The sequence below is a fragment of the Goodfellowiella coeruleoviolacea genome (assembly GCF_024171785.1).
Classification (GTDB): Bacteria; Actinomycetota; Actinomycetes; order Mycobacteriales; family Pseudonocardiaceae; genus Goodfellowiella; species Goodfellowiella coeruleoviolacea.
This window is the reverse complement of the sequence record NZ_JAMTCK010000017.1, coordinates 130037-151366: the sequence shown is the minus strand read 5'-3', so window position 1 is coordinate 151366 and position 21330 is coordinate 130037. Positions and strand designations below refer to the sequence as shown.

Sequence of the window (21330 nt, the reverse complement as noted above, 5' to 3'; positions counted from 1 at the left end):
TATCGGGCGACGCGCATCATCGGAGGCATGACCCGTGCGCAGTCGGTGCGGTTCTTGCGCACCGCGTCCACAATGGCCTTTCCCGAGGGCCGGCTGCTCGCCGTGCGGCGCGGCCGGTGCTACGTGCTCGCCCCGGACGGCTGGACGCCGCTGGGCACCGGCACGCCCGCCGAGACCAGCCCGCTGACCCGCGCCGAGGCCGAGGACTGGGTCGAGCGGCAGGGCTACGCCTGGGAGCGCTTCGAGCGGTTCCCCGACGACGCGGCCGGCCAGGCGCGGGACGACCGCATCGGCGGCTGGGACGAGTAGCGGCGCACCGGGCAATTCGGGCCCGGCGCCGGTAAACACCGGGTCCCCTGAATTGCTGATTCCCGGGGCCGCTTGTGGGTGATCCGGGCCGGCCACTCGACGCTGTCGGAGAGGTGGCTTTCGAAAGTTGCGCGGCCAGATCGCTGAACTGATTCAGATTACCTGGGAGAACCTGCTGAACTGATTCAGTGCAGGGCGGTCGCGGGTGCTGTAAGGATTCAGATTCGGGCGGTGCGCTGACGAATTCCAATGGCAGGGCACAGCAGGTGAACACGTCGGCGAACGGCCGGCGGCCGGCCGGTGAACAAGCCGCTGACCAGGGAAAAACATCCGGTCCGCGCTGGCTGGGGTGGTCTGCGGCACAGCCGGCGGCCGCTGTTGGAGACCAATGCCCGGGGCCGTGTGAACGCTGCCCGAAATCCCCGAGAAGAAGTACCGGAAACACCTGGGATACCGGGCCGCTGGCGCGGGTACTGGCTATCGTCTGAACCGTCGGGCAGATCATTGTCCGCAGTACCGCAAGACCGAGCGAACCCACCCTGATCCGGTTGCTGGGAGAGGAAAGTGGACGAGGGTCTGAAAGTCGATATCGTCCGAACCATCAAGGATGACTGGCTGTCCATCGCCGACATCGAATACCTGGTCCGGCACCGCACCGGCTCCTCCGAGGACCTGCTGGCCAAGGCGGTGGCCGCGGCCACCGAGCTGGTCAGCGCGGGAGCGATCGTGCCAGGTGAGTTGAAGAACGGCTTCAAGCCGTGGCCGGACCCGCCCGAGGCCGCGGTGCGCAAGATCAGAACCGCCGCGCGGGAGCTGGCCGAGCGCGGCGAGGGCACCCCGCCGGGTGCCATCTGCTGGTTCGACGTGCCCTAGCCGGGACGGGCGCCGCCCGGGCGTCCGCGCGGCCGGGCGCGGTCAGGCGTTGAGGTAGGTGAGGACGGCGCGGACCCGGCGGTTGTCGTCCTCGGACGGCGGCAGCCCGAGCTTGCTGAAGATGTTGTTGGTGTGCTTGCCAACGGCCTTCTCGGTGACGAACAGCCGGGCCGCGATGGCCGCGTTGGACCGGCCCTCCGCCATCAGGCCGAGCACCTCGCGTTCCCTCGGGGTGAGCGCGGCCAGCGGCTCGTCCTTCTTGGACAGCAGCTGGGAGATCACCTCGGGGTCCATTGCGGTGCCGCCGCCGGCCACCCGACGCACGGACTCGACGAACTGGGTGACGTCGGAAACCCGGTCCTTGAGCAGGTACCCCACCCCACCGGCCCGGTCCGACATCAGCTCGCGGGCGTAGAGCTGCTCCACGTACTGCGACAGCACCAACACCGGCAGGCCGGGCACCTGGCGGCGGGCCTCGATCGCCGCGCGCAGCCCCTCGTCGGTGAACGACGGCGGCATCCGCACGTCCACCACGGCCACGTCCGGCCGGTGGGTGACCAGGGCCCGCAGCAGCGCCGGCCCGTTGTCCACGGCCTCCACCACCTCGAAGTCGTACGCGGTGAGCATGCGGATCAGGCCGTCCCGCAACAGCACCAGGTCCTCGCCGATGACCACCCGCACGATCGCGACTCCAGGAAGGCAGCGGACGCCCATCGGGGTGAGCGCCGGGAAGCAGTGTCAGGCTGCATCCTGGCACAACCCGATCAACCGCGGTTCCGGCTCACCTCAGCTGGGCCGGGCCGCGTCCGTGGCCGGGTCGCAGCGCAACCGCATGGTCACGACGGTCGGCCCACCGACCGGGCTGGCCACGGTGACCGTGCCGTCGAACGCGGACAGCCGGCGCTCGATGCCGTGCAGGCCGCCGCCGGGGGCCGCCGTGGCCCCGCCCCGGCCGTTGTCGCCGACCATCATGCCGAGCTGGCCGTCCTCGTAGCGGACCCGCACCCAGGCGTTGCCCGCCCCGCTGTGCTTGGCCGCGTTGGTCAGCACCTCGGCGATGGCGAAGTAGGCGGCCGACTCCACCGGCGCGGGCAGCCGGACCGGCAGGTCGATGTCCACGTCCACGGACAGCGGGTTGGCCAGCGCCAGTGCCTGCACCGCGCCGTCCAGGCCGCGGTCGGCCAGCACCGGCGGGTGGATGCCGCGCACCAGACCGCGCAGCTCGGACAGGGCCAGCGAGGTGGACTGCCTGGCCTCGGCCAGCAGCTCCTGGGCCATGCCCGGGTTCCTGGTCAGCAGGTCCTCGGCCATGCCGAGGCTCATGCCCAGCGAGACCAGCCTGGCCTGGGCGCCGTCGTGCAGGTCGCGTTCGATCCGGCGCAGCTCGGCGGCCTGGATGTCCACGGTCTCCGCGCGGGAACTGGCCAGGTCCGCCACCCGCTGGGACAGCTGGGCGCGGGCACTGGGGCCGAGCAGCCACCTGGCCAGCCGCGCGTAGCCGCGCAGCAGCACCGGGCCGAGGATCCACCAGAGCACGAACGCGAGCACCGCGAAGACCCAGGACACCCACCAGTTCTCGTGCGCGTTCACCCGGAACAGGCCGAAGTCGTAGCTGAACACGTCGGGCGGGGTGATCTGCATCAGGTACGGCTCGATCAGGTAGAAGCCGATGCCCAGGAACAGCGCGAGCGAGATCACCGACATGGCGAACCCGAGGGTGGCGTTCAGCCACAGCCAGGCGTGGTCGCGGTAGGTGGCCGGGTCGGTGCCGAGCGCCTTGAGCTTGGTGAACGGCCCGCCCCTGGGGATCGGCCGGTAGGGCCGGGGGATCGCCACGCCCAGCACCCGGCCGGCCCACCGGCGGTAGGTGTCGGTGTAGCCGCGGACCAGCGCGGCGAACAGGACCAGGACGGGCAGGCCGAGCCACAGCGGGGAGAGCACGGTCCCCAGCACGGTGCCGACGAGCAGCGGGACGCTGACGGGCAGCGAGAACAGGATGAACACGAAGGACCAGCCCGGTGCCGCGAGCCGGCTGACCCTGGGCGCCCGCTCAGCCATGTGCTCCTCCTCCAACCGATCGGTCCGCGGCGATCCTGGCCAGTCGCTGCGGCGTGGGCCAGCGTACGTTCCACGCCCAGCCCAGCCGCTCGAAGATCCAGATCAGCCGCGCCGAGGTGTCCAACTGGCCGCGTTGCACGCCGTGCCGGGCGCAGGTGGGGTCGGCGTGGTGCAGGTTGTGCCAGGACTCGCCGAACGACAGCAGGGCCAGCGGCCAGAAGTTGGCGGCCTTGTCGCGGCTGCGGAACGGGCGCTCGCCGATCATGTGGCAGATCGAGTTGGTCGACCAGGTGACGTGGTGCAGCACGGCCACCCGCACCAGGCCGGCCCAGAAGAACGCGGTCAGCGCGCCCCACCAGGACCAGGAGAGCAGGCCGCCCAGCACGGCGGGCAGCAGGAAGGTCACCGCCATCCACAGCGGGAACTGCCGGTCCACCGCCACGATGTCCCGGTCGGCCAGCAGGTCGGGGGCGAACCGCTGCTTGTTGGTCGAGTCCCGCTCGAACAGCCAGCCCATGTGCGCGTGCCAGAACCCCTTGGCCAGCGCCCACGGCGACGTGCCGAACAGCCACGGCGAGTGCGGGTCGCCGTCCCGGTCGGCGAACGCGTGGTGCCGGCGGTGGTCGGCGACCCAGGTGATCGGCGAACCCTGCACCGCCATGCTGCCGGCGATCGCCAGGCCCACCCGCAGCCAGCGCTTGGCCTTGAACGACCCGTGGGTGAAGTGCCGGTGGTAGCCGATGGTCACGCCGAGCCCGCTGAGGTGGAAGAACACCACGGCTAGGACGACGTCCAGCCAGCTCAGCCCCCAGCCCCAGGCCAGCGGCACGGCCGCGAGCAGCGCCAGGAACGGGCCGAGCACGAAGACGTAGACGCCGACCTGTCGCGCGGTCGAGCGCCGGCCGTCGAACAGGGGCGGGACGGCCCGGCCCAGGGTTGTTGTGGTCATTGCACCGACTCCCGGAACTGCTGTGCGTGCTGCGGGTGATTACCGGCATCACGCTATGAAGTCGGAACGCCGGGTCCAATGGCGTTAGCCAGTCGATCCGTGGTGGGCCTAGGCCCACCCGCGCTACTTGACCCGACTTCTGGTAGGCCGGGAAGGGCGTGGGGAAGTGCCGGCCGGTTGATTACGTGGCGTGAAGGTCGAGAGGTTTTTGCTGTTCACCGCGTGGTCAAAGGCGGGGCTGGTTTGCCAGCCATTGATTGCGTCGAGTGTTTAGCCGTCCCGCGTGTTCGGCACCGCACGTTACCCGATGGTAATCACGCTGGGCGATCGGCCTTCTCGCGCCATCGCCGGAACGGGTCAATCGTTCGACGTGTGTGATTCTGGTGTGGTCGATGTGTGGTCCTCGTGTGATAAGTCCGGGTCATCGTGGGGGCGGTGTGTGGTGGATCACTCCTGCTCGCTGGTGTCCGGCGGGCTCGCGTGCGGCGTCGTGCGCCCGGTGGAAAACGGCTTCGACGGCCCCGGCGGTGCGCCGGCAAGTGGTGCCGGAAACGCGGGCGGCGCGCTTTTCCGGAGTGCCCCCCGGGGGCGTGGCTGGACTTCTCGGCGCGCCTTTTTGGTCGTCCTCCGGCGGCGCGTCGGTAATTTCCCGGGGGAGTGTCGGCAAAAGTGCGGCAAACAATGGGTAAAGGTGTGCGCGGAAAACAACGGGAAAAGGTGTTGGTGAACAATTCGACCGGTGGGCGACGAGTAGCGCGGGAGTTGTCGACCGGCGGTCGGGCGGTGTTTTCCCGGGGGTGGTTTGCGGGCGTGCTTTTCGCGGGTGGTCGGAGAAAAAAGGACCGTCCCCACCGGTGGAGAACCGGCGGGGACGGTCGGTGTGGCGCTGGGTGGCTCGGTGTGGCGCTGTCGGCTAGCCCCGGTTGGAGCGGACGCCGAGCAGCACGTCCTCCCAGGACGGGACGATCGGGTGGTTCTTCTTGCCGCCCCGGCGGACCGACCCCTCGACCTTGCGGGCGGGCGCGGGCTGGTGGTGCTCGCCCTCGGCCGAGGGCGCCGGCGGGGCCACCACCTCGCCCGGCTGGTCGCGCAGGCTCTCGATCGGGTCGGCCGGCGCGATCCGCCCGACCGGCAGGTCCGGCTCGTCCTGGGCCAGGATCTCCGGCTCAGGCAGGTCGGAGTGCCTGGTCACCGACTCGGGCCAGACTTCGAGTTCCAGGGCCTGCCTGGCCAGCTGGGTGACCGGGCGCACCGTGCGCAGCGGCCGGTTGGGGTTCGGGTCCATCAGGTCGACCGCCTGGTCGTCCAGTGCGGTGACCGTGCCGCCGTGCGCGCCCGGGTGGAACACCCAGTGCGCCCGGTTGTCCGACCGGCCGGCGGCCCAGCGCAGCTCAACGACCCACTTGCCGTCGTCGCCCCGCCAGGAGTCCCAGGTCACCGCCGAGTAGTCCTGGCCGCGCAGCCCGAAGGTGTGCGCCAGCACCTCGCCCAGCGGCTGCACGTCCGGGCCGTCCTCGCGCACCGGGTGGGCGCGTTGGGCCAGCTCAGCCATGCGGGACCGCTCCAGCAGGACGGGGTAGGCGTACCGCTCGACGCGGTGCGGGGGCAGGCCGGAGGCCTTGGCCACCTGCTCGACGGACTCGCCCGCGCGGATGCGGGCCTGGATCTCACGGGGACGCATCTGGCTCTCCAGCTCGATCGCGATCTGGCCGAGTCGGGTGAGATCACCGCGTGCGGCCGCGCGCAGCCGTTCGTCGGCGGGGATCGCAAAGCGCTCGCCGCTCGCCGGGTCCTCGCAGATGACGGACTTCCCGTCGTCGTCGAGTCCGACGACTCGCAGCGTTCGCATCACGACCTCCCCGGTGACTTCACCTCGCCAGGTGCTGACGTTAGGTTGGCGTGTCCGGTTGTCTCGGTAGGCACGCCGTGGAAATTGATATCCGGGTGTGATCTTGCCGCATAAGTGGGTGAGTTCGCACCCCGAATGTTCCGGATTTTGCCCCGGGTAGTTCCCCCTAGGGGGCAAAAACGGGTACCGGGACAGCAACGAGGGTGACGCCCACCGCGTCAAACGCGATCAACGTCACCCTCGGAAAATCAAGATCAGCTTATAGCGAACATGATCAGCTCATCGCTGAAAAGGATCACCCGATCCGCTCGACAACCCACTCGATCGACCTGGTCAGCGCGGTGATGTCGGCCGGCTCGATGGCCGGGAACATGCCCACCCGCAGCTGGTTGCGGCCGAGCTTGCGGTAGGGCTCCACGTCCACGATGCCGTTCGCCCGCAGCACCTTGGCCACCACGCTGGCGTCCACCGAGTCGGCGAAGTCGATGGTTCCCACCACCTGGGAACGGTGTTCCGGGTTCTGGACGAACGGCGTGGTGTACTCGGTGGCCTCGGCCCAGGAGTACAGCCGCGCGGACGAGTCGGCGGTGCGCGCCACCGTCCACTCCAGCCCGCCCTGCTCCAGCATCCACTCGATCTGGTTGGCCAGCAGGAACAGGGTGGCCACGGCCGGGGTGTTGTAGGTCTGGTCCTTGACCGAGTTGTCCAGCGCGGTGGGCAGCGACAGGAACTCCGGCACCCACCGGTCCGAGCCGCCGATCTCGGCGACCCGCTCCAGCGCGGCCGGGCTCATCAGCGCGATCCACAGGCCGCCGTCCGAGGCGAACGACTTCTGCGGCGCGAAGTAGTAGACGTCGAAGTCCTGCGCGGTCACCGGCAGGCCACCGGCGCCCGAGGTGGCGTCGATGGCCACCAGGGCGCCGTCCGAGCCGGCCGGGCGGGTCACCGGCACGGCGACCCCGGTGGAGGTCTCGTTGTGCGCCCAGGCCACCAGGTCGGCGCCGGCCTGGTAGCTGATCTCCGGCGCGGTGCCCGGGTCGGCCTTGACCACGATCGAGTCGCCCAGGAACGGCGCGTTCTGGGTGACCTTGGCGAACTTCGACGAGAACTCGCCGTAGGTGAAGTGCTGGGCGCGCTCCCGGACCAGGCCGAACGCGGCCGCGTCCCAGAAGGCCGTGGTGCCGCCGTTGCCGAGCACCACCTCGTAGCCCTCGGGCAGGGCGAACAGCTCGCGCAGACCGGAACGCACCCGGCCGACCAGGGACTTCACCGGCTTCTGCCGGTGCGAGGTGCCGAGCACGGCGGCTCCCTCGGTGGCGAGCGCGGCCAGCGCCTCGGGCCGGACCTTGGACGGTCCGCAACCGAACCGGCCGTCGGAGGGCCGGAGGTCGTCGGGAAGCTGAAGAGTGGTCGGATCGGCGGTCTGCGTCATGTCGGCGCCTTCCGGACGGGGACAGCGGAACAGTGGCTGACCGGCGCCTTTGCCGGGACTCCAGTGTTGCAGCCAGGTAACCGGCAGGTGATGGCCGGGTGCCAGACTCCAGCGCCCGGTTCCGGCCTGCCCCTGCCGCCAGACAGGAGCAGGCCAGGACCCCTAGGCGGCGCTGACCGCCGGGCTGATCGCGTCCCAGCCCTCGACCTCGTCCGGGCGGCGCGGTGCCGGGCCGACGTAGCGGGCCGACGGGCGGACCAGCCGGCCGGTGCGCTTCTGCTCCAGCACGTGCGCGCACCAGCCCGCGGTGCGGGCGCAGGTGAACATCGCCGGCATCATGTGCGGCGGCACCTCGGCGAAGTCCAGGATCACCGCCGCCCAGAACTCCACGTTGGTCTCGATCGCCCGGTCCGGCCGGCGCTCGCGCAGCTCGGCCAGGGCGGCCCGCTCCAGCTCGGCGGCCACCTCGTAGCGGGCCGCGCCCAGTTCCTGGCAGGTGCGGCGGAGCACCCGGGCCCTGGGGTCCTCGGCCCGGTACACCCGGTGGCCGAAGCCCATCAGCCGCTCGCCCCGGTCCAGGATGTCCCGGACCACCTTGCGGGCGTCGCCGGTGCGCTCCACCTGCTCGATCATGGGCAGCACCCGGGCCGGCGCGCCGCCGTGCAGCGGCCCGGACATCGCGCCGATCGCCCCGGACAGGGCCGCGGCCACGTCCGCGCCGGTGGAGGCGATCACCCGGGCGGTGAACGTGGACGCGTTCAGCCCGTGCTCGGCCGCGGACACCCAGTACGCGTCCACCGCGCGCACGTGCGCCGGGTCGGGCTCGCCGCGCCAGCGGGTCATGAACCGCTCGGTGGTGGTGTCGCACTCGTCGATCCGCGACTGCGGCACGGCCGGCCGGCCGATGCCCCTGGCCGACTGGGCCACGTAGGACAGCGCCATCACCGAGGTGCGGGCCAGCTGTTCGCGGGCCTGCTCGTCGCTGATGTCCAGCAGCGGCTGGTAGCCCCAGATCGGCGCCACCATGGCCAGCGCGGCCTGCACGTCCACCCGCACGTCACCGGTGTGCACCGGGATCGGGAACGGCTCGGCCGGGGGCAGGCCGGGGCTGAACCGCCCGTCCACCAGCAGGGCCCACACGTTGCCGAAGGTGACCCGGCCGGCCAGGTCCTCGATGTCGACGCCGCGGTAGCGCAGCGCGCCGCCGTCCCGGTCCGGCTCGGCGATCTCGGTCTGGAAGGCGACGACGCCCTCCAGGCCGGCCCGGAACTCCGGTTCCCGCGTGCGTTCCTCAACGTCCGGCATGGACCCTCCCTCTTCCCCGACGTGGTGCTGGTGTCCGGGTGACCGGGCCGCGTTGGCGGTCAGCGGATGCCCCGGGACCGGCAGGTTTGGGTGTGACCCCGGGGTTGGCGCAACCCGGGATTGGCGTAACACTGCACCCGGTCGGCAGGCGAGGCAATGAGGTCCGGCCCTATCGGGTGGTCCTGCATGGGCTATCTCACACGGGGCCGTGGGCTACGCCCGCGTAACAACCCCGAGAAGCCGGTGTGAACGCGTGCGGCGCACCGAAATTTCCTTGTCTGACAACGGGCCTGGCCGTCGGATGTGTGCTACGCAACAGAGATGCACCTGGCACCGCACGAGCGGGACAAGCTCCTCGTCCACGTGGCCGCCGAACTCGCCAGCCAGCGCCTGGGCCGAGGGCTGCGGCTGAACTACCCGGAGGCCGTCGCCCTGATCACCGACCACGTGGTCGAGGGCGCCCGGGACGGCCGCACCGTCAGCGAGTTGATGGACAGCGGCCGGCGCGTGCTGCGCGTCGACCAGGTGCTGGACGGCGTTCCGGAGATGCTGACCGAAGTGCAGGTGGAGGCCACCTTCCCGGACGGCACCAAGCTGGTCACCGTGCACGACCCGATCACCTGAGAGGTGTCCATGCGCCCCGGAGAGATCATCACCGGCGCCGGTCCGGTGCCGCTGCACCCCGGTCGGCCCCGCGTCCGGCTGGTCGTGGTCAACCGGGCCGACCGGCCCGTGCAGGTGGGCTCGCACTACCACTTCGCCGCGGTCAACCCCGGCCTGGACTTCGACCGGGCCGCGGCCTGGGGCCATCGGCTGGACGTGCCGGCCGGCACGTCCGTGCGGTTCGAGCCGGGCGTGGCCCGCGAGGTCGACCTGGTGCCCATCGGCGGGGCGCGGCTGGTGCCCGGCCTGCGCCCGGAGTGGGCCGGCGCGCTGGACGAGCGCGGCGCCGAGCCGCGCCCGGTGTCCTTCGGCGGCAGGGGGGAGGCGTGACCGACATCGACCGCCGGCGCTACGCGGAGCTGTTCGGGCCGACCGAGGGCGACCGGATCCGACTGGCCGACACCGACCTGCTGATCGAGGTCACCGAGGACCTCGCCCTTGGCCCGGCCGGGTCCGGTGAGGAGGTGGTGTTCGGCGGCGGCAAGGTGATCCGCGAGTCCCTGGGCCAGGCCAGGGCCACCCGCGCCGAGGGCGCGCCCGACCTGGTGATCACCGGCGCGGTGATCCTGGACCACTGGGGTGTGGTCAAGGCCGACGTCGGCGTGCGGGACGGCCGGATCACCGGCATCGGCAAGGCCGGCAACCCGGACACCCAGGACGGCGTGCACCCCGACCTGGTGATCGGCCCGAGCACCGAGGTGATCGCCGGCAACGGCCGCGTCCTCACCGCCGGCGGCATCGACTGCCACGTGCACTTCATCTGCCCGCAGCTGGTGGAAACCGCCCTGGCCGCCGGACTGACCACGCTGATCGGCGGTGGCACCGGCCCGACCGAGGGCACCAGGGCCACCACGGTCACGCCCGGTGCGTGGCACCTGGGTCGGATGTTGCAGGCCATGGACGACCAGCCGGTCAACGTGCTGCTGCTGGGCAAGGGCAACACCACCAACCCGGCGGCGCTGTGGGAGCAGCTGCGCGCCGGCGCCGGCGGGTTCAAGCTGCACGAGGACTGGGGCAGCACCCCGGCCGCGATCGACACGGCGCTTCGGGTGGCCGAGGCGTCCGGCGTGCAGGTGGCCATCCACACCGACACGCTCAACGAGGCCGGGTTCCTGGAGTCCACCCTGGCCGCGATCAACGGCCGGTCGATCAACGCCTACCACAGCGAGGGCGCGGGCGGCGGGCACGCGCCGGACATCATCCGGGTGGCCGGCCAGCCCAACATCCTGCCCTCGTCCACCAACCCGACCCGCCCGCACACGGTGAACACGCTGGACGAGCACCTGGACATGGTGCTGGTGTGCCACCACCTGAACCGGTCGGTGCCCGAGGACCTGGCCTTCGCCGAGAGCCGCATCCGGCCGACCACGATCGCGGCCGAGGACGTGCTGCACGACCTGGGCGCGATCTCGATGATCAGCTCGGACGCGCAGGCCATGGGCCGGATCGGCGAGGTGGTCATCCGCACCTGGCAGACCGCGCACGTGATGAAGCGCCGGCGCGGCGCGCTGCCCGGGGACGGGCCGGCGGACAACGCACGGGCCCGCCGCTACGTCGCCAAGTACACGATCTGCCCGGCCGTCGCGCACGGCATCGACCACGAGGTCGGCTCGGTCGAGGTGGGCAAGCTGGCCGACCTGGTGCTGTGGGAGCCGAAGTTCTTCGGCGTGCGGCCGCACCTGGTGCTCAAGGCCGGGTTCGTCGCGCACGCGGCCGTGGGTGACGCCAACGCGTCCATTCCCACGCCGCAGCCGGTGCTGGCCCGACCCATGTTCGGGGCGGCCCCGCTGGTGGCCGCGGCCAGTGGCCGGCACTTCGTCGCGCCGGCCGCCGAGGCCGGGCTGGCCGAGCGGTGGGGCCTGCGCCGCGAGCTGGTGCCGGTGGCCGACACCAGGAACCGCACCAAGGCCGACCTGCCGGGCAATGACGCGCTGCCGGACATCCAGGTGGACCCGGACAGCTTCGCCGTGCGGGTGGACGGCGAGCTGATCGAGCCGCACCCGGTCAGCGAACTGCCCCTGGCCCAGCGCTACTTCCTGTTCTGAGCGGGTGGCCGCGATGACCGACCCACCCTCCCCGGCCGCGCTGATCCTGGCCGACTCCCGCTTCCCCGGCGGCGGTCACGTGCACTCCGGCGGGCTGGAGCAGGCCGTCTCCCAGGGGCTGGTCAGCGGGCTCGACGACCTCGCCGGCTTCCTGGCCGGCCGGCTGCGCACCGCCGGCCGGCTGGCCGCGGTGTTCGCCGCGGCCGCCGCGCACGCCGCGGCGCGCCGGGTGCGGCCGGCCCACTGGGTGGCGCTGGACGCCGAGCTGGACGCGCGCACGCCCACACCGGCGCAGCGGGCCGCGTCCAGGGCGCAGGGCCGGGGCACGGCCAGGGCGGCGCTGGTCGCGTGGCCGTCGCCGGTGCTGGCCGACCTGCTCGCGGTCACGCCCCGACCGCACCACGCCGTGCTGGTCGGCGCCGTGCACGGGAGCACCGGCGGCAACGCCGGACAGGCCGCGCTGACCACGGCCTACCTGGCGGTCAGCGGCCCGGCCTCGGCCGCGGTCCGGCTGCTCGGCCTGGACCCGTTCGCGGTGAACGCCGTGCTGGCCCGGCTCGGGCCGGCGCTGACCGAGCTGGCCGCCGAGGCCGCGCGCACCGCCGCCGACCGGCCGGCCGACCTGCCGGCGCCGAGTTCCCCGGCCCTCGACCTGCTGGCCGAGGCCCACGACCGACACCACCAGCAGGAGGTGCGTCTCTTTGCCAGCTGACCGGCACGCCCACGACCACGGGCCGGGCGCCGACCACGTGCACCCGGTCAACTTCGACCCCACCGCGGCCGAACCGGACCGGCACCGCGCCGAGCCCTCGGCCGGCCGGGCGTTCCGGCTCGGCATCGGCGGCCCGGTCGGCAGCGGCAAGACCGCGCTGACCGCGGCGCTGTGCCGGGCGCTCGGCGCGGAACTGCGGCTGGCCGTGGTGACCAACGACATCTACACCACCGAGGACGCGGACTTCCTGCGCCGGGCCGGGGTGCTGGCCCCGGACCGGATCGAGGCGGTGCGCACCGGCTGCTGCCCGCACACCGCGATCCGCGACGACATCACCGCCAACCTGGACGCGGTGGACCAGCTGGAGCAGCGGTTCCCCGGCCTGGAACTGGTGATCATCGAGAGCGGCGGGGACAACCTGACCGCGGTGTTCAGCCGGGGCCTGGTGGACGCGCAGATCTTCGTGGTGGACGTGGCCGGCGGCGACAAGGTGCCGCGCAAGGGCGGCCCCGGCGTCACCACCGCGGACCTGCTGGTGATCAACAAGGTTGACCTGGCCGAGCTGGTCGGCGCGGACATGGCCGTGATGGTGGCGGACGCGCACCGGATGCGCGGCGCGCTGCCGGTGATCACCCAGTCCCTGACGCGCACCCCGGACGCGCCCGAGGTGGCCGACTGGGTGCGCGGCCGGGTGGCCCGCGTGGCCGCCTGATGCGCGCCAGCGCCGCCCTGGCCGTGGAGCTGGACCGGCGCCGGCCCGGCCGCACGGTGGTGCGCGCGCTGCGCTCGGCCGCGCCGCTCACCCTGGTGCCGCGCGCCGGCGCGGCCCGGCCGGAGGCGGGCGCGGCGGCCGTGGTGCACCTGGTCAGCTCGGCGCCGGCGCCGCTGGGTGGGGACGAGCTGGAGCTGACCGTGCGGGTCGGCCCGGGGGCCCGGCTGCGGCTGCACGGCGTGGCCGCGACCCTGGCGCTGCCCGGCCACCGGTCGGTGCCCAGCCACAGCGTGGTGCGCATCGAGGTGGCCGAGGGCGCGCGCGTGGACTACCTGCCCGAGCCGACCGTGGTGACGGCCCGCGCCTGGCACCGGGCCGAGCTGCGGGTGGAGCTGGCCGGGCACGCGGTGGCGCGCTGCCGCGAGGTGCTGGTGCTCGGCCGCAGCGGCGAGCCGGCCGGCCGGCTGCACAGCGCGGTGCACGTGCGCCGGGCCGGGGTGCCGCTGCTGCGCCAGAGCGTGGACCTGGGTCCGGACGAACTGGCCGACAGCCCCGCCGTGCTGGCCGGCCACCGGGTGCTGGCCACCGAGGTCATCGCCTGGCCGGATGTGGTCGAGCCGGCCGGCGGCGACTGGTGGGCGCTCAGCCCGCTGGCCGCCGGCGGTGCCCTGGCCACGGCGCTGGCCCCGGACGCGGTCACCGCGCAACGCCTGTTGGCCAACGCCCGTGCCGCCCACCCCGCCGCGGCCGACCTGGCCGAGCCCGCGTGGTGATCGCGCGCGGTCGGCGCGCCGGAATCGCCGGTGTTGTCGGGGGTGCTGGCTAGGGTCCGGGCACCCGGGACCGCCCGGACCCGAACGACGAGCGCACGACAACCCCGTTGTGCTGATCACCGTGGAGTGCTGCCGATGACCGGCTCGACCGACGACCTGACCGACGACCTGACCGACGACCTGGTGAGCCCGGCGGACTACACGGACCACGAGGCGAGCTGGCTCACGGTGCTCGACGAGTTGACCGGCAGTCCGGAGATCGAGGTCTCGTGGGAACAACGCGGCGACGTCGACCTGACGGCCGGGGACCCCCTCGGGTCCTTCGAGGATCTGGCGGAGTGGGAGGGCATCACGCTGGACCCGGCACTGGCCGACCTCAACCTCCGCTTCTCCGTGCTGAACTGCCAGTGGCAGACCAGTCCCGAGCACGCGTTCGTGGCCGGTGAGTTCTACCTGACCCCGCTCGCCAACCTCGTCCACGAGGACGCGCCGGACTTCTCGTCGTCGCTGTGGTCGGACGAGGAGCGCCGCCTCGGCGGCCAACTGCGCATCATCGACGAGGGGCCGGTCACCGGGGCCGGCTACTTCGCCGCGCTCCGGTTGCAGGCCGGGGTGGCCAACCCGGAGATCTGGTACTCGGACACGCAGAGCCGGCTGTGGCGGATGGATCTCGACTACCGCGGTTACCTTGAGGTGTTGCGGATCACCAAGGGCGCCTACGACTGGCAGCACCTGTTCACCGAGGCGCCGTTGCGCTCCGACGAGTACCAGCGCGCGGCCGAGTGGATCACGGACATGCTCACCGCGCTGCCGGAGATCTTCCCGGAGCACGACTACGAGCCGCTCCGGGCGCGGATGGCGCACCGGCTCGGGTAGCGGTGGCGCGCCACGCGCGACGTCCGGCGACACCAAGGGGTGGATTTTCCGGGATGTGTTGGCCGGTAAGGGACTGGTGCCGGGGAGCCGATCCCACCCTGGCGGTACCGCGGCATTACTCCGTTCGGCCTTCTTGCTCGATCTCGATCTCGATTCCGTTCCGGTCAGTCACGTTCCTGGTGGTCGGCATCACCGCGCAGGCGGTTTCGCGACGTGCCAAAACGCGCGTACGGTCCGAGGCTCGGGGACGGTTCACCACGCGCTCGCGGAGGTCGATTCACATGACGGAGACCAGTCACATCACGCTTCCCGCGATGCGCGTGTCCTATGAGCAGGGCGCGCTCGACGAGCAGGACCTGGCCGCGACCTGGCACGAGCAGTTGGCGCTGTGGCTGGACGAGGCCACCAAGGCCGGGCTGCCCGAGCCCAACGCGATGGTGCTGGCCACCGCCGACCTCAGTGGCCGGCCCTCCTCGCGCACGGTGCTGGCCAAGGGGCTGGACGAGCGGGGTGTGGTGTTCTACACCAACTTCACCTCGGCCAAGAGCCACGACCTGCTGGCCACGCGCTACGCGTCGGCGACCTTCCCCTGGTACGCCATGCAGCGGCAGGTGCACGTGCGGGGCACTGTGGACAAGGTGAGTCCGACTGAGACGGCCGAGTACTGGGCCAGCCGGCCGCGCGGTTCGCAGTTGGGCGCGTGGGCGTCGCCGCAGTCCAGGGTCGTGTCCGGACGGTCCGCTTTGGACAGTGCACTGAGCACGATCCAGCGGCAGTTCGGCGAGTCCGAGCAGGTGCCGGTACCGCCGCACTGGGGCGGCTGGCGGATCCGGCCCGAGGTGGTCGAGTTCTGGCAGGGGCGGCGGGACCGGATGCACGACCGGCTGCGCTTCCGGCTGGGCCGGGACGGCTGGCGGGTGGAGCGGGTCGCCCCGTGATGACCGGCCCGCTGGTATCTCGGCGGGTGAGAAGAGTGGTCGACCAAACCATTAGTTGAGCTAAACTAAGCAGATGTGAGTGTCGAGTCGGGGAAGCAGCCCCCACAGGGGGATTCCCCGACCCGTACCCAGCCGCTGCGCAGCCTGCTGAGCCGGATGGTGATGGACACCCGGCCGCTGCGCGTGCTCCCGTACCGCCGGCTGTGGGTCTCCACCGCGATCACCGCCGTCGGCAGCCAGCTCACCGCGGTCGCCGTGCCCAAGCAGGTCTACGACATCACCGGCTCGTCCGCCTACGTCGGGCTGGCCGGTGCGGTGGCCCTGGTGCCGCTGCTGGTGTTCGGGCTGTGGGGCGGTGCCATCGCCGACGCGGTCGACCGGCGCAAGCTGTTGCTGGTCACCAACACCGGCATCGCCGTGACCTCGATCCTGCTGTGGGTGCAGGCGGCGGTCGGGCTGAACTCGGTGTGGGCGATTCTCGGGCTGCTCGCCCTGCAACAGGGGTTCTTCGGGGTGAACTCGCCGGCCCGCAGCGCCTCGATCGCCCGGTTGGTCCCGGTTGACCAGTTGCCCGCGGCCGGCGCGCTGGGCTCGACCGTCATGCAGTTCGGCGCGGTGCTCGGACCGCTGCTGGCCGGCGCGCTGCTGCCGGTGCTCGGGCTGTCCACGCTGTACCTGGTCGACGCGATCGCGCTGTGCGCGACCCTGTGGGCGGTGTGGAAGCTGCCGCCGCTGCCCCCGCTGAGTGGGGCCGGCTCGGCCAGGCGGGCCGGGTTGGGCGCGGTGCTGGCCGGCTTCCGCTACATGGCGACGCAGACCGTGCTGCTGGCCTCGCTGCTGCTGGACGTGATCGCCATGGTGGCCGGCATGCCCAGGGCGCTGTTCCCGGAGATGGCCGAGCGGACCTTCGGCGACCCACCAGGCGGTGGGCTGGCACTGGGCTGGCTGTTCGCGGCCATCCCGCTCGGCGCGGTGCTGTGCGGGCTGTTCTCCGGCTGGTTCTCCCGGATCCGCCGGCACGGCGTGGCCGTGATCGTGGCCGTGGCCGCGTGGGGCGTCACCATGATCGGCTTCGGGCTGACCCACTCGCTGTGGCTGGCCGTCGCGTTCCTCGCGCTGGGCGGCGCCACCGACATGGTGAGCATGGCCTTCCGCGGCGCCATCCTGCAGACCGCCGCCACCGACGAGATGCGCGGCCGGATGCAGGGGGTGTTCACCGTGGTGGTGGCCGGTGGGCCGCGCCTGGCCGACCTGCTGCACGGCACCGTGGGCGCGACCGCGGGCACCGCGGTGGCGGTCAGTGGCGGCGGGGTGCTCGTCGTGCTGCTCACCGCGGTCGCGGCCCTCGGCCTGCCCGCGCTGTGGCGCTACCGCGCGCCGGTCGGCTGAGCGGGCGGGCAGCCGCTCGCCCCACCGGCGCACCCGTCGGCGCGGCCAGCCGATGGCCGGCGAATGCGCCGTTCCGGTGGGCACGCCGTGCTCGGTCCGGCAGACTGCGTGAGCATGGCTGAAGCGACCAACGCAACGGGGCGGTCCTCGGCGGCCGAACCCGGGCAACCAGAGCTGAAACGCGCCATCGGGCCCAAGTTGTTGCTGTTCTTCGTGGTCGGCGACATCCTGGGCACCGGCGTCTACGCGCTGACCGGTCAGGTGGCGGGCAAGGTCGGCGGCGCCCTGTGGCTGCCGTTCCTGATCGCGTTCGTCGTCGCGTTCCTGACCGCGTTCAGCTACCTGGAGCTGGTGGGCAAGTACCCCAGGGCCGCCGGTGCCGCGCTGTACACCAACCGCGCGTTCGGCGTGCAGTTCCTGACGTTCATGGTGGCGTTCGCGGTGATGAGTTCGGGCATCACCTCGGCGTCCTCGGCGGCCATCGCGTTCGCCAGGACCTATCTCCAGCAGTTCGTGACCGTGCCGGTCACGCTGGTGGCGGTGCTGTTCGTGGTGCTGCTCGCCCTGGTCAACTTCCGGGGCGTGGCCGAGTCGGTCAAGGCCAACGTGGTGCTCACCTGCGTCGAGGTGTCCGGCCTGGTCATCGTGATCGGCATCGGCGCGTGGGCGGTGCTCAACGGCGACGGCGAGCCGAGCCGGCTGACCCAGGTGGACACCGGTGACTCGGGCTGGCTGCTGGCGATCACCTCGGCGACCGCGCTGGCGTTCTTCGCCATGGTGGGCTTCGAGGACTCGGTGAACATGGCCGAGGAGACCAGGGACCCGGTGCGGATCTTCCCCAGGGCGATGCTGACCGGCATGGGCATCGTGGCGGTGATCTACGTGCTGGTCGCGGTCACCTCCTCGCTGCTGCTGTCCCCGCAGGAGCTGGCGGGCGCGGGCAGCGGCGCGCTGCTGAAGGTGGTGCAGGTGGGCGCGCCCGGCTTCCCGCTGTGGGTGTTCTCGCTGATCGGCCTGTTCGCCGTGATCAACTCGGCGCTGATCAACATGCTGATGGCCAGCCGGCTGGTCTACGGCATGGCCAACGAGCGGATCATCCCCAGGGTGTTCGGCCTGGTGCACCCGCTGCGCCGCACGCCGTGGGTGTCCATCGTGTTCACCAGCCTGATCGCCGTGGTGCTGGTGTCCTTTGTGGACATCTCACAGCTCGGTGGCACCACGTCGTTGCTCCTGCTCATGGTGTTCGCCATCGTGAACGTGGCGGTGTTGGTGCTGCGCCGGGAGGAGGTGGCGCACGAGCACTTCCGCGCGCCCACCGCCGTGCCCGTGCTCGGCGCGATCACCTGCGCCTACCTGGCCAGCCCGCTGTCCGGCCGGTCCTGGGGCGACTACCGGATCGCCGGCCTGCTGCTGCTGGCCGGCCTGGTGCTGTGGGTGATCAACTGGCTGGTGGGCGGCCGGCGCAAGACCGAGATCAACCCGGAGTCGCTGACCGGCTGAGCGCGGTTCGCCGGGGCGGTGGCTGGTGACGCGGAAGTCGCTGACGGGCAACGGTTCGCTGCCGGATCGGTGACCGCGGTGTCACGTGGCGCCAACCGCCGCCCCGGTCGCCCTCGTCCGGTTCAGGCGATTTAACCTGGTGCGGTCGGCACGGGACGCGGTGCGGCGGTGGTCGCCCGGTCCCGTCCGGTCCCGTCGTGGTCGGGCCCCCTACCTGGATGGGGGATTTGGTGTTGGCGCACCCCTGTGCTGGGCTGGGGGCGGCCGGCCGCGGGTTTACCGCACCCGGCCACGGGTAGCTGTGGTTCGAGTTGCCGGGGGCGTGCGATGTGTGCGGGCGATAAATCCGCAGGACGGTGGGGTGTGTCGTCACTCACATCGGGGCAACGATAAATTGGGCGAAGGCGACTAGCAGAGTGCGGCGTACGCGATCAGGGTGGAGCCCTGTCGGTTCACGCCCCCACGCTCAGCCAACCATCTCAGCCGCCGCAGCGGTGAGGTAACCGAGGGGAACTCATGTCCGGAGTCGGGCTGCGCAAGGTGGCCTATGTGTTTCCGATCTTCAACGAGGCCGGCAACATCGACCTGCTGCACGAGACCGTCAGCAGGGTGGTCGCGCCGCTGACGGAGCGATATGAGTTCAGCTTCATCTACGTCAACGACGGCAGCCGGGACGAGTCGTTAGCCAAGCTGACCGCCCTCGCCGAGGCGGACGACCGGGTCACCGTCATCGACCTGTCCAGGAACTTCGGTCACCAGCTCGCGGTGACCGCCGGCCTGGACGCGGCCGACGCCGACGCCGTGATCATCATGGACAGCGACATGCAGGACCCGCCCGCGGTCAGCCTCGAACTGATCGAGAAGTGGGAAGAGGGCTACGACGTCGTCTACGCGCAGCGCCGCTCGCGCCAGGACACGGTCTTCAAGAAGACGACCGCGCGGGCCTTCTACTGGGCGCTCAGACGCATCGCCGACATCGACATCCCGGAGAACACCGGCGACTTCCGGCTGCTCGACCGCAAGGTCGTTGACGAGCTGGGCAAGTACCGCGAGCACAACCGGTTCCTGCGCGGCCTGGTCAGCTACATCGGGTTCCGCCAGGTGGCCGTGCCGTTCGACCGGGACGCCAGGCACGCCGGCACGACCGGCTACCCGCTGCGCAAGATGATCCGCTTCGCCGCCGACGGCATCCTCGGTTTCTCCACCGCGCCGCTGCGGCTGGTCAGCAAGATCGGCTACTGGATCTCCGCGCTGAGCTTCCTCGGCGTGCTCTACGCGCTGGGGGTGCGCACGTTCGCGTCGTCGTCGGCGGTGCCCGGGTGGGCGTTCATCACCATCGTCATGTGCCTGCTCGGCGGCATCCAGATCATCATGCTCGGCCTGCTGGGCAGCTACATCGGCCGGATCTACACCGAGGCGCAGGGCCGGCCGCTGTACTCGGTGTCCTCGGTGCGGGTTGGCCGGGAGAACGTGAGCGTGCGCGGCGGCCGCCGGCAGATCGTGCTCGACATCGCCACCAGCGGCGAGAACGTGCCCACCGACAGCGGTGTGGCCACCAACGGCAGCGCCGACGTCGCCGGCGGTGCCGACCTGGGCGTTGGCGTCGCCGGCGGTGACGAGCGCGGCGGTCAGCGGTGAGCGCGCCAACGGCCGTGGTCGCCGCCGACGACTTAGCCCAGCCGGGCGGCCAGCCCGCGTCGCCGGCCGCGCCCCGCCGGAGCTGGCGCAACGGCGACTTCAGCCGGATGTTCGCGGTGGTGCTTGGCTGGCAGCTGGCGCTGACCGTGCTGGGCACCACCCTGGAGCTGGTCATGCTGCCCCGCCGGGGCGCGGACCAGCCGCCGCCGCTGCCGCACAGCCTGCTCACGCACACCTACTTCTGGGACGGCCACTGGTTCCACGGCATCCTGACCGGGGAGTACGCCACCAACCCGGCCATGGCCGCGTTCTACCCGCTGTTCCCGTTCACGGTCTGGCTGACCCAGCAGATCACCTTCAACCAGCTGGGCTTCCTGGCGGCCGGGCTGCTGGTCAACACGGTGGCCACCTGGCTGGGCGCGACCGCACTGCTCAAGATCGCCCGGCACTTCGTCACCGGTGAGCGGGCCGCGTGGCTGGTGGTGATGGCCTTCCTGGCCGCGCCGACCGCCATGTTCCTGCACGCCTTCTACAGCGAGGCCACGTTCATCGCACTGGGCTTCTGGGCCTACCTGTTCGCGCTGCGCCGGCAGTGGCTGTGGATGGGCCTGTGCCTGATGCCGCTCACCGCCTCCCGGATCACCGCCGTGCTGTTCGTCGGCCTGTGCTTCCTGGAGTTCTGGCGGTCCCGGAACTGGCGGCTGCGCGGGCTGGTCTCCTGGCCGATCCTGTGGTTCCCGGCCAGCATCGCCGGATTCCTGGCCTACGCGCTCTACCTGCGGGTGATCACCGGCGACGCGCTGGGCATGACCAAGGCCTACGACGCCAACCCCGCGTGGGGCTACCACGTCTTCAACCTCAACATCTTCGAGACGCTGGGCAAGCAGTTGGCCCGGTTCGGCCGCATCCTCACCGGCCAGGAACAGCTCATCGACATGGGCCTGGTCGACGTGATCCTGCCGATGGTGGGGCTGGCCCTGCTGCTGCTCGCGTCCGGCTACCTGATGGTCGCGCTGCGCGGCGCGGGCGTGCCGCTCGGCGTGTTCGGCGTGCTGTCGTTCGTGATGTTCACGCTCAACAGCAACACCGTGTCCGTGCACCGGTACCTGTTGCCGTGCCTGGTGCTGTACGTGGCGCTGGTGGTGGCCACCCAGCGGATCCGGGCGCTGCGCGGCGCGTACTGGGGCGTGCTCTACGTCAGCGTCATGCTCCAGTCGGTGCTGCTGGTGCTGGCCGTGGGCGGCTACTGGACCGGCTGAGCCCGTCGGCTGAGCCCGTCGACGCCGCACGGCCCGTCCACCCGCGTGGG

The 21330-nt window shown here is 71.7% G+C and carries 20 protein-coding genes; 14 read left to right on the top strand and 6 right to left on the bottom strand.

Annotation, left to right across the window (positions count from 1 at the left end; translation table 11 throughout):
• The first annotated feature begins 27 nt into the window (after positions 1 to 27).
• Both LX83_RS31040 and LX83_RS31035 read left to right on the top strand, forming a co-directional pair.
• The gene (locus LX83_RS31040) at positions 28 to 309 is read left to right on the top strand and encodes a hypothetical protein (protein ID WP_253777839.1); all 282 of its coding nucleotides are present in this window, start codon (positions 28 to 30) and stop codon (positions 307 to 309) included.
• A gap of 564 nt (positions 310 to 873) precedes the next feature.
• Entirely contained in the window at positions 874 to 1182 is a 309-nt protein-coding gene (locus LX83_RS31035) for a hypothetical protein (protein WP_253777837.1), read from the top strand.
• 42 nt (positions 1183 to 1224) lie between these two features.
• Here LX83_RS31035 and LX83_RS31030 read toward each other — a convergent pair whose 3' ends face one another.
• From LX83_RS31030 to LX83_RS31005, 6 genes are all read right to left on the bottom strand, one after another.
• Positions 1225 to 1863 (bottom strand): LuxR C-terminal-related transcriptional regulator, encoded by a 639-nt coding sequence (locus LX83_RS31030; protein ID WP_253777835.1) that lies wholly within the window; start codon positions 1861 to 1863, stop codon positions 1225 to 1227.
• 105 nt (positions 1864 to 1968) lie between these two features.
• Positions 1969 to 3240 carry a sensor histidine kinase gene (locus tag LX83_RS31025; protein WP_253777834.1) on the bottom strand — a complete coding sequence of 424 codons (1272 nt, stop codon included), beginning with the start codon at positions 3238 to 3240 and terminating at the stop codon, positions 1969 to 1971.
• On the bottom strand, positions 3233 to 4189 hold the full coding sequence (locus LX83_RS31020; RefSeq protein WP_253777833.1) for an acyl-CoA desaturase: 957 nt from the start codon (positions 4187 to 4189) through the stop codon (positions 3233 to 3235). The genes LX83_RS31025 and LX83_RS31020 overlap by 8 nt, the downstream gene beginning before the upstream one ends.
• A 913-nt stretch (positions 4190 to 5102) precedes the next feature.
• Positions 5103 to 6038, bottom strand: coding sequence for a septation protein SepH (sepH, locus tag LX83_RS31015; RefSeq protein WP_253777832.1), 936 nt, complete (start codon positions 6036 to 6038; stop codon positions 5103 to 5105).
• A 295-nt stretch (positions 6039 to 6333) separates the two neighbouring features.
• The gene (gene serC / locus LX83_RS31010; RefSeq protein ID WP_253777831.1) at positions 6334 to 7470 is read right to left on the bottom strand and encodes a phosphoserine transaminase; all 1137 of its coding nucleotides are present in this window, start codon (positions 7468 to 7470) and stop codon (positions 6334 to 6336) included.
• A 162-nt stretch (positions 7471 to 7632) separates the two neighbouring features.
• Entirely contained in the window at positions 7633 to 8775 is a 1143-nt protein-coding gene (locus tag LX83_RS31005; protein WP_253777830.1) for a citrate synthase 2, read from the bottom strand.
• 321 nt (positions 8776 to 9096) lie between these two features.
• Between LX83_RS31005 and LX83_RS31000 the strand changes: the two genes are divergently transcribed.
• The 12 genes from LX83_RS31000 (at position 9097) to LX83_RS30945 (ending at position 21280) form a co-directional block, all read left to right on the top strand.
• Entirely contained in the window at positions 9097 to 9399 is a 303-nt protein-coding gene (locus LX83_RS31000) for an urease subunit gamma (protein WP_253777827.1), read from the top strand.
• Between the two features lie 9 nt (positions 9400 to 9408).
• Positions 9409 to 9768, top strand: coding sequence for an urease subunit beta (locus tag LX83_RS30995; RefSeq protein WP_253777824.1), 360 nt, complete (start codon positions 9409 to 9411; stop codon positions 9766 to 9768).
• Positions 9765 to 11483, top strand: a complete 1719-nt coding sequence (locus LX83_RS30990) for an urease subunit alpha (protein ID WP_253777822.1) — start codon at positions 9765 to 9767, stop codon at positions 11481 to 11483. Before LX83_RS30995 ends, LX83_RS30990 begins: the two co-directional genes overlap by 4 nt.
• A gap of 13 nt (positions 11484 to 11496) precedes the next feature.
• Entirely contained in the window at positions 11497 to 12195 is a 699-nt protein-coding gene (locus tag LX83_RS30985; protein ID WP_253777819.1) for an urease accessory protein UreF, read from the top strand.
• On the top strand, positions 12185 to 12907 hold the full coding sequence (ureG, locus tag LX83_RS30980) for an urease accessory protein UreG (RefSeq protein WP_253777817.1): 723 nt from the start codon (positions 12185 to 12187) through the stop codon (positions 12905 to 12907). Before LX83_RS30985 ends, ureG begins: the two co-directional genes overlap by 11 nt.
• Positions 12907 to 13680, top strand: coding sequence for an urease accessory protein UreD (locus tag LX83_RS30975; RefSeq protein WP_253777814.1), 774 nt, complete (start codon positions 12907 to 12909; stop codon positions 13678 to 13680). Before ureG ends, LX83_RS30975 begins: the two co-directional genes overlap by 1 nt.
• 135 nt (positions 13681 to 13815) lie before the next feature.
• Positions 13816 to 14556: a hypothetical protein gene (locus tag LX83_RS30970; RefSeq protein ID WP_253777812.1), complete on the top strand. Its 741-nt coding sequence runs from the start codon at positions 13816 to 13818 to the stop codon at positions 14554 to 14556.
• 281 nt (positions 14557 to 14837) lie between these two features.
• On the top strand, positions 14838 to 15494 hold the full coding sequence (gene pdxH, locus LX83_RS30965; protein ID WP_253777809.1) for a pyridoxamine 5'-phosphate oxidase: 657 nt from the start codon (positions 14838 to 14840) through the stop codon (positions 15492 to 15494).
• Between the two features lie 156 nt (positions 15495 to 15650).
• A complete protein-coding gene (locus LX83_RS30960) occupies positions 15651 to 16883 on the top strand; it encodes an MFS transporter (RefSeq protein ID WP_253777998.1) in 1233 nt (410 codons plus the stop codon).
• A 114-nt stretch (positions 16884 to 16997) separates the two neighbouring features.
• Entirely contained in the window at positions 16998 to 18383 is a 1386-nt protein-coding gene (locus LX83_RS30955; protein ID WP_253777807.1) for an APC family permease, read from the top strand.
• Positions 18384 to 18899: 516 nt separating this feature from the next.
• Entirely contained in the window at positions 18900 to 20021 is a 1122-nt protein-coding gene (locus LX83_RS30950; protein WP_253777805.1) for a glycosyltransferase family 2 protein, read from the top strand.
• Positions 20018 to 21280 carry a DUF2079 domain-containing protein gene (locus tag LX83_RS30945; RefSeq protein WP_253777803.1) on the top strand — a complete coding sequence of 421 codons (1263 nt, stop codon included), beginning with the start codon at positions 20018 to 20020 and terminating at the stop codon, positions 21278 to 21280. The genes LX83_RS30950 and LX83_RS30945 overlap by 4 nt, the downstream gene beginning before the upstream one ends.
• The last annotated feature ends 50 nt before the right edge of the window (positions 21281 to 21330 follow it).

Coding starts and splice junctions, on each gene's coding strand:
- LX83_RS31040 (WP_253777839.1), top strand. CDS start 28: ATGACCCGTGCGCAGTCGGTGCGGTTCTTGCGCACCGCGTCCACAATG.
- LX83_RS31025 (WP_253777834.1), bottom strand. CDS start 3,240: ATGGCTGAGCGGGCGCCCAGGGTCAGCCGGCTCGCGGCACCGGGCTGG.
- LX83_RS31020 (WP_253777833.1), bottom strand. CDS start 4,189: ATGACCACAACAACCCTGGGCCGGGCCGTCCCGCCCCTGTTCGACGGC.
- sepH (WP_253777832.1), bottom strand. CDS start 6,038: ATGCGAACGCTGCGAGTCGTCGGACTCGACGACGACGGGAAGTCCGTC.
- serC (WP_253777831.1), bottom strand. CDS start 7,470: ATGACGCAGACCGCCGATCCGACCACTCTTCAGCTTCCCGACGACCTC.
- LX83_RS31005 (WP_253777830.1), bottom strand. CDS start 8,775: ATGCCGGACGTTGAGGAACGCACGCGGGAACCGGAGTTCCGGGCCGGC.
- LX83_RS31000 (WP_253777827.1), top strand. CDS start 9,097: ATGCACCTGGCACCGCACGAGCGGGACAAGCTCCTCGTCCACGTGGCC.
- LX83_RS30995 (WP_253777824.1), top strand. CDS start 9,409: ATGCGCCCCGGAGAGATCATCACCGGCGCCGGTCCGGTGCCGCTGCAC.
- LX83_RS30985 (WP_253777819.1), top strand. CDS start 11,497: ATGACCGACCCACCCTCCCCGGCCGCGCTGATCCTGGCCGACTCCCGC.
- LX83_RS30975 (WP_253777814.1), top strand. CDS start 12,907: ATGCGCGCCAGCGCCGCCCTGGCCGTGGAGCTGGACCGGCGCCGGCCC.
- LX83_RS30970 (WP_253777812.1), top strand. CDS start 13,816: ATGACCGGCTCGACCGACGACCTGACCGACGACCTGACCGACGACCTG.
- pdxH (WP_253777809.1), top strand. CDS start 14,838: ATGACGGAGACCAGTCACATCACGCTTCCCGCGATGCGCGTGTCCTAT.
- LX83_RS30960 (WP_253777998.1), top strand. CDS start 15,651: ATGGTGATGGACACCCGGCCGCTGCGCGTGCTCCCGTACCGCCGGCTG.
- LX83_RS30955 (WP_253777807.1), top strand. CDS start 16,998: ATGGCTGAAGCGACCAACGCAACGGGGCGGTCCTCGGCGGCCGAACCC.
- LX83_RS30950 (WP_253777805.1), top strand. CDS start 18,900: ATGTCCGGAGTCGGGCTGCGCAAGGTGGCCTATGTGTTTCCGATCTTC.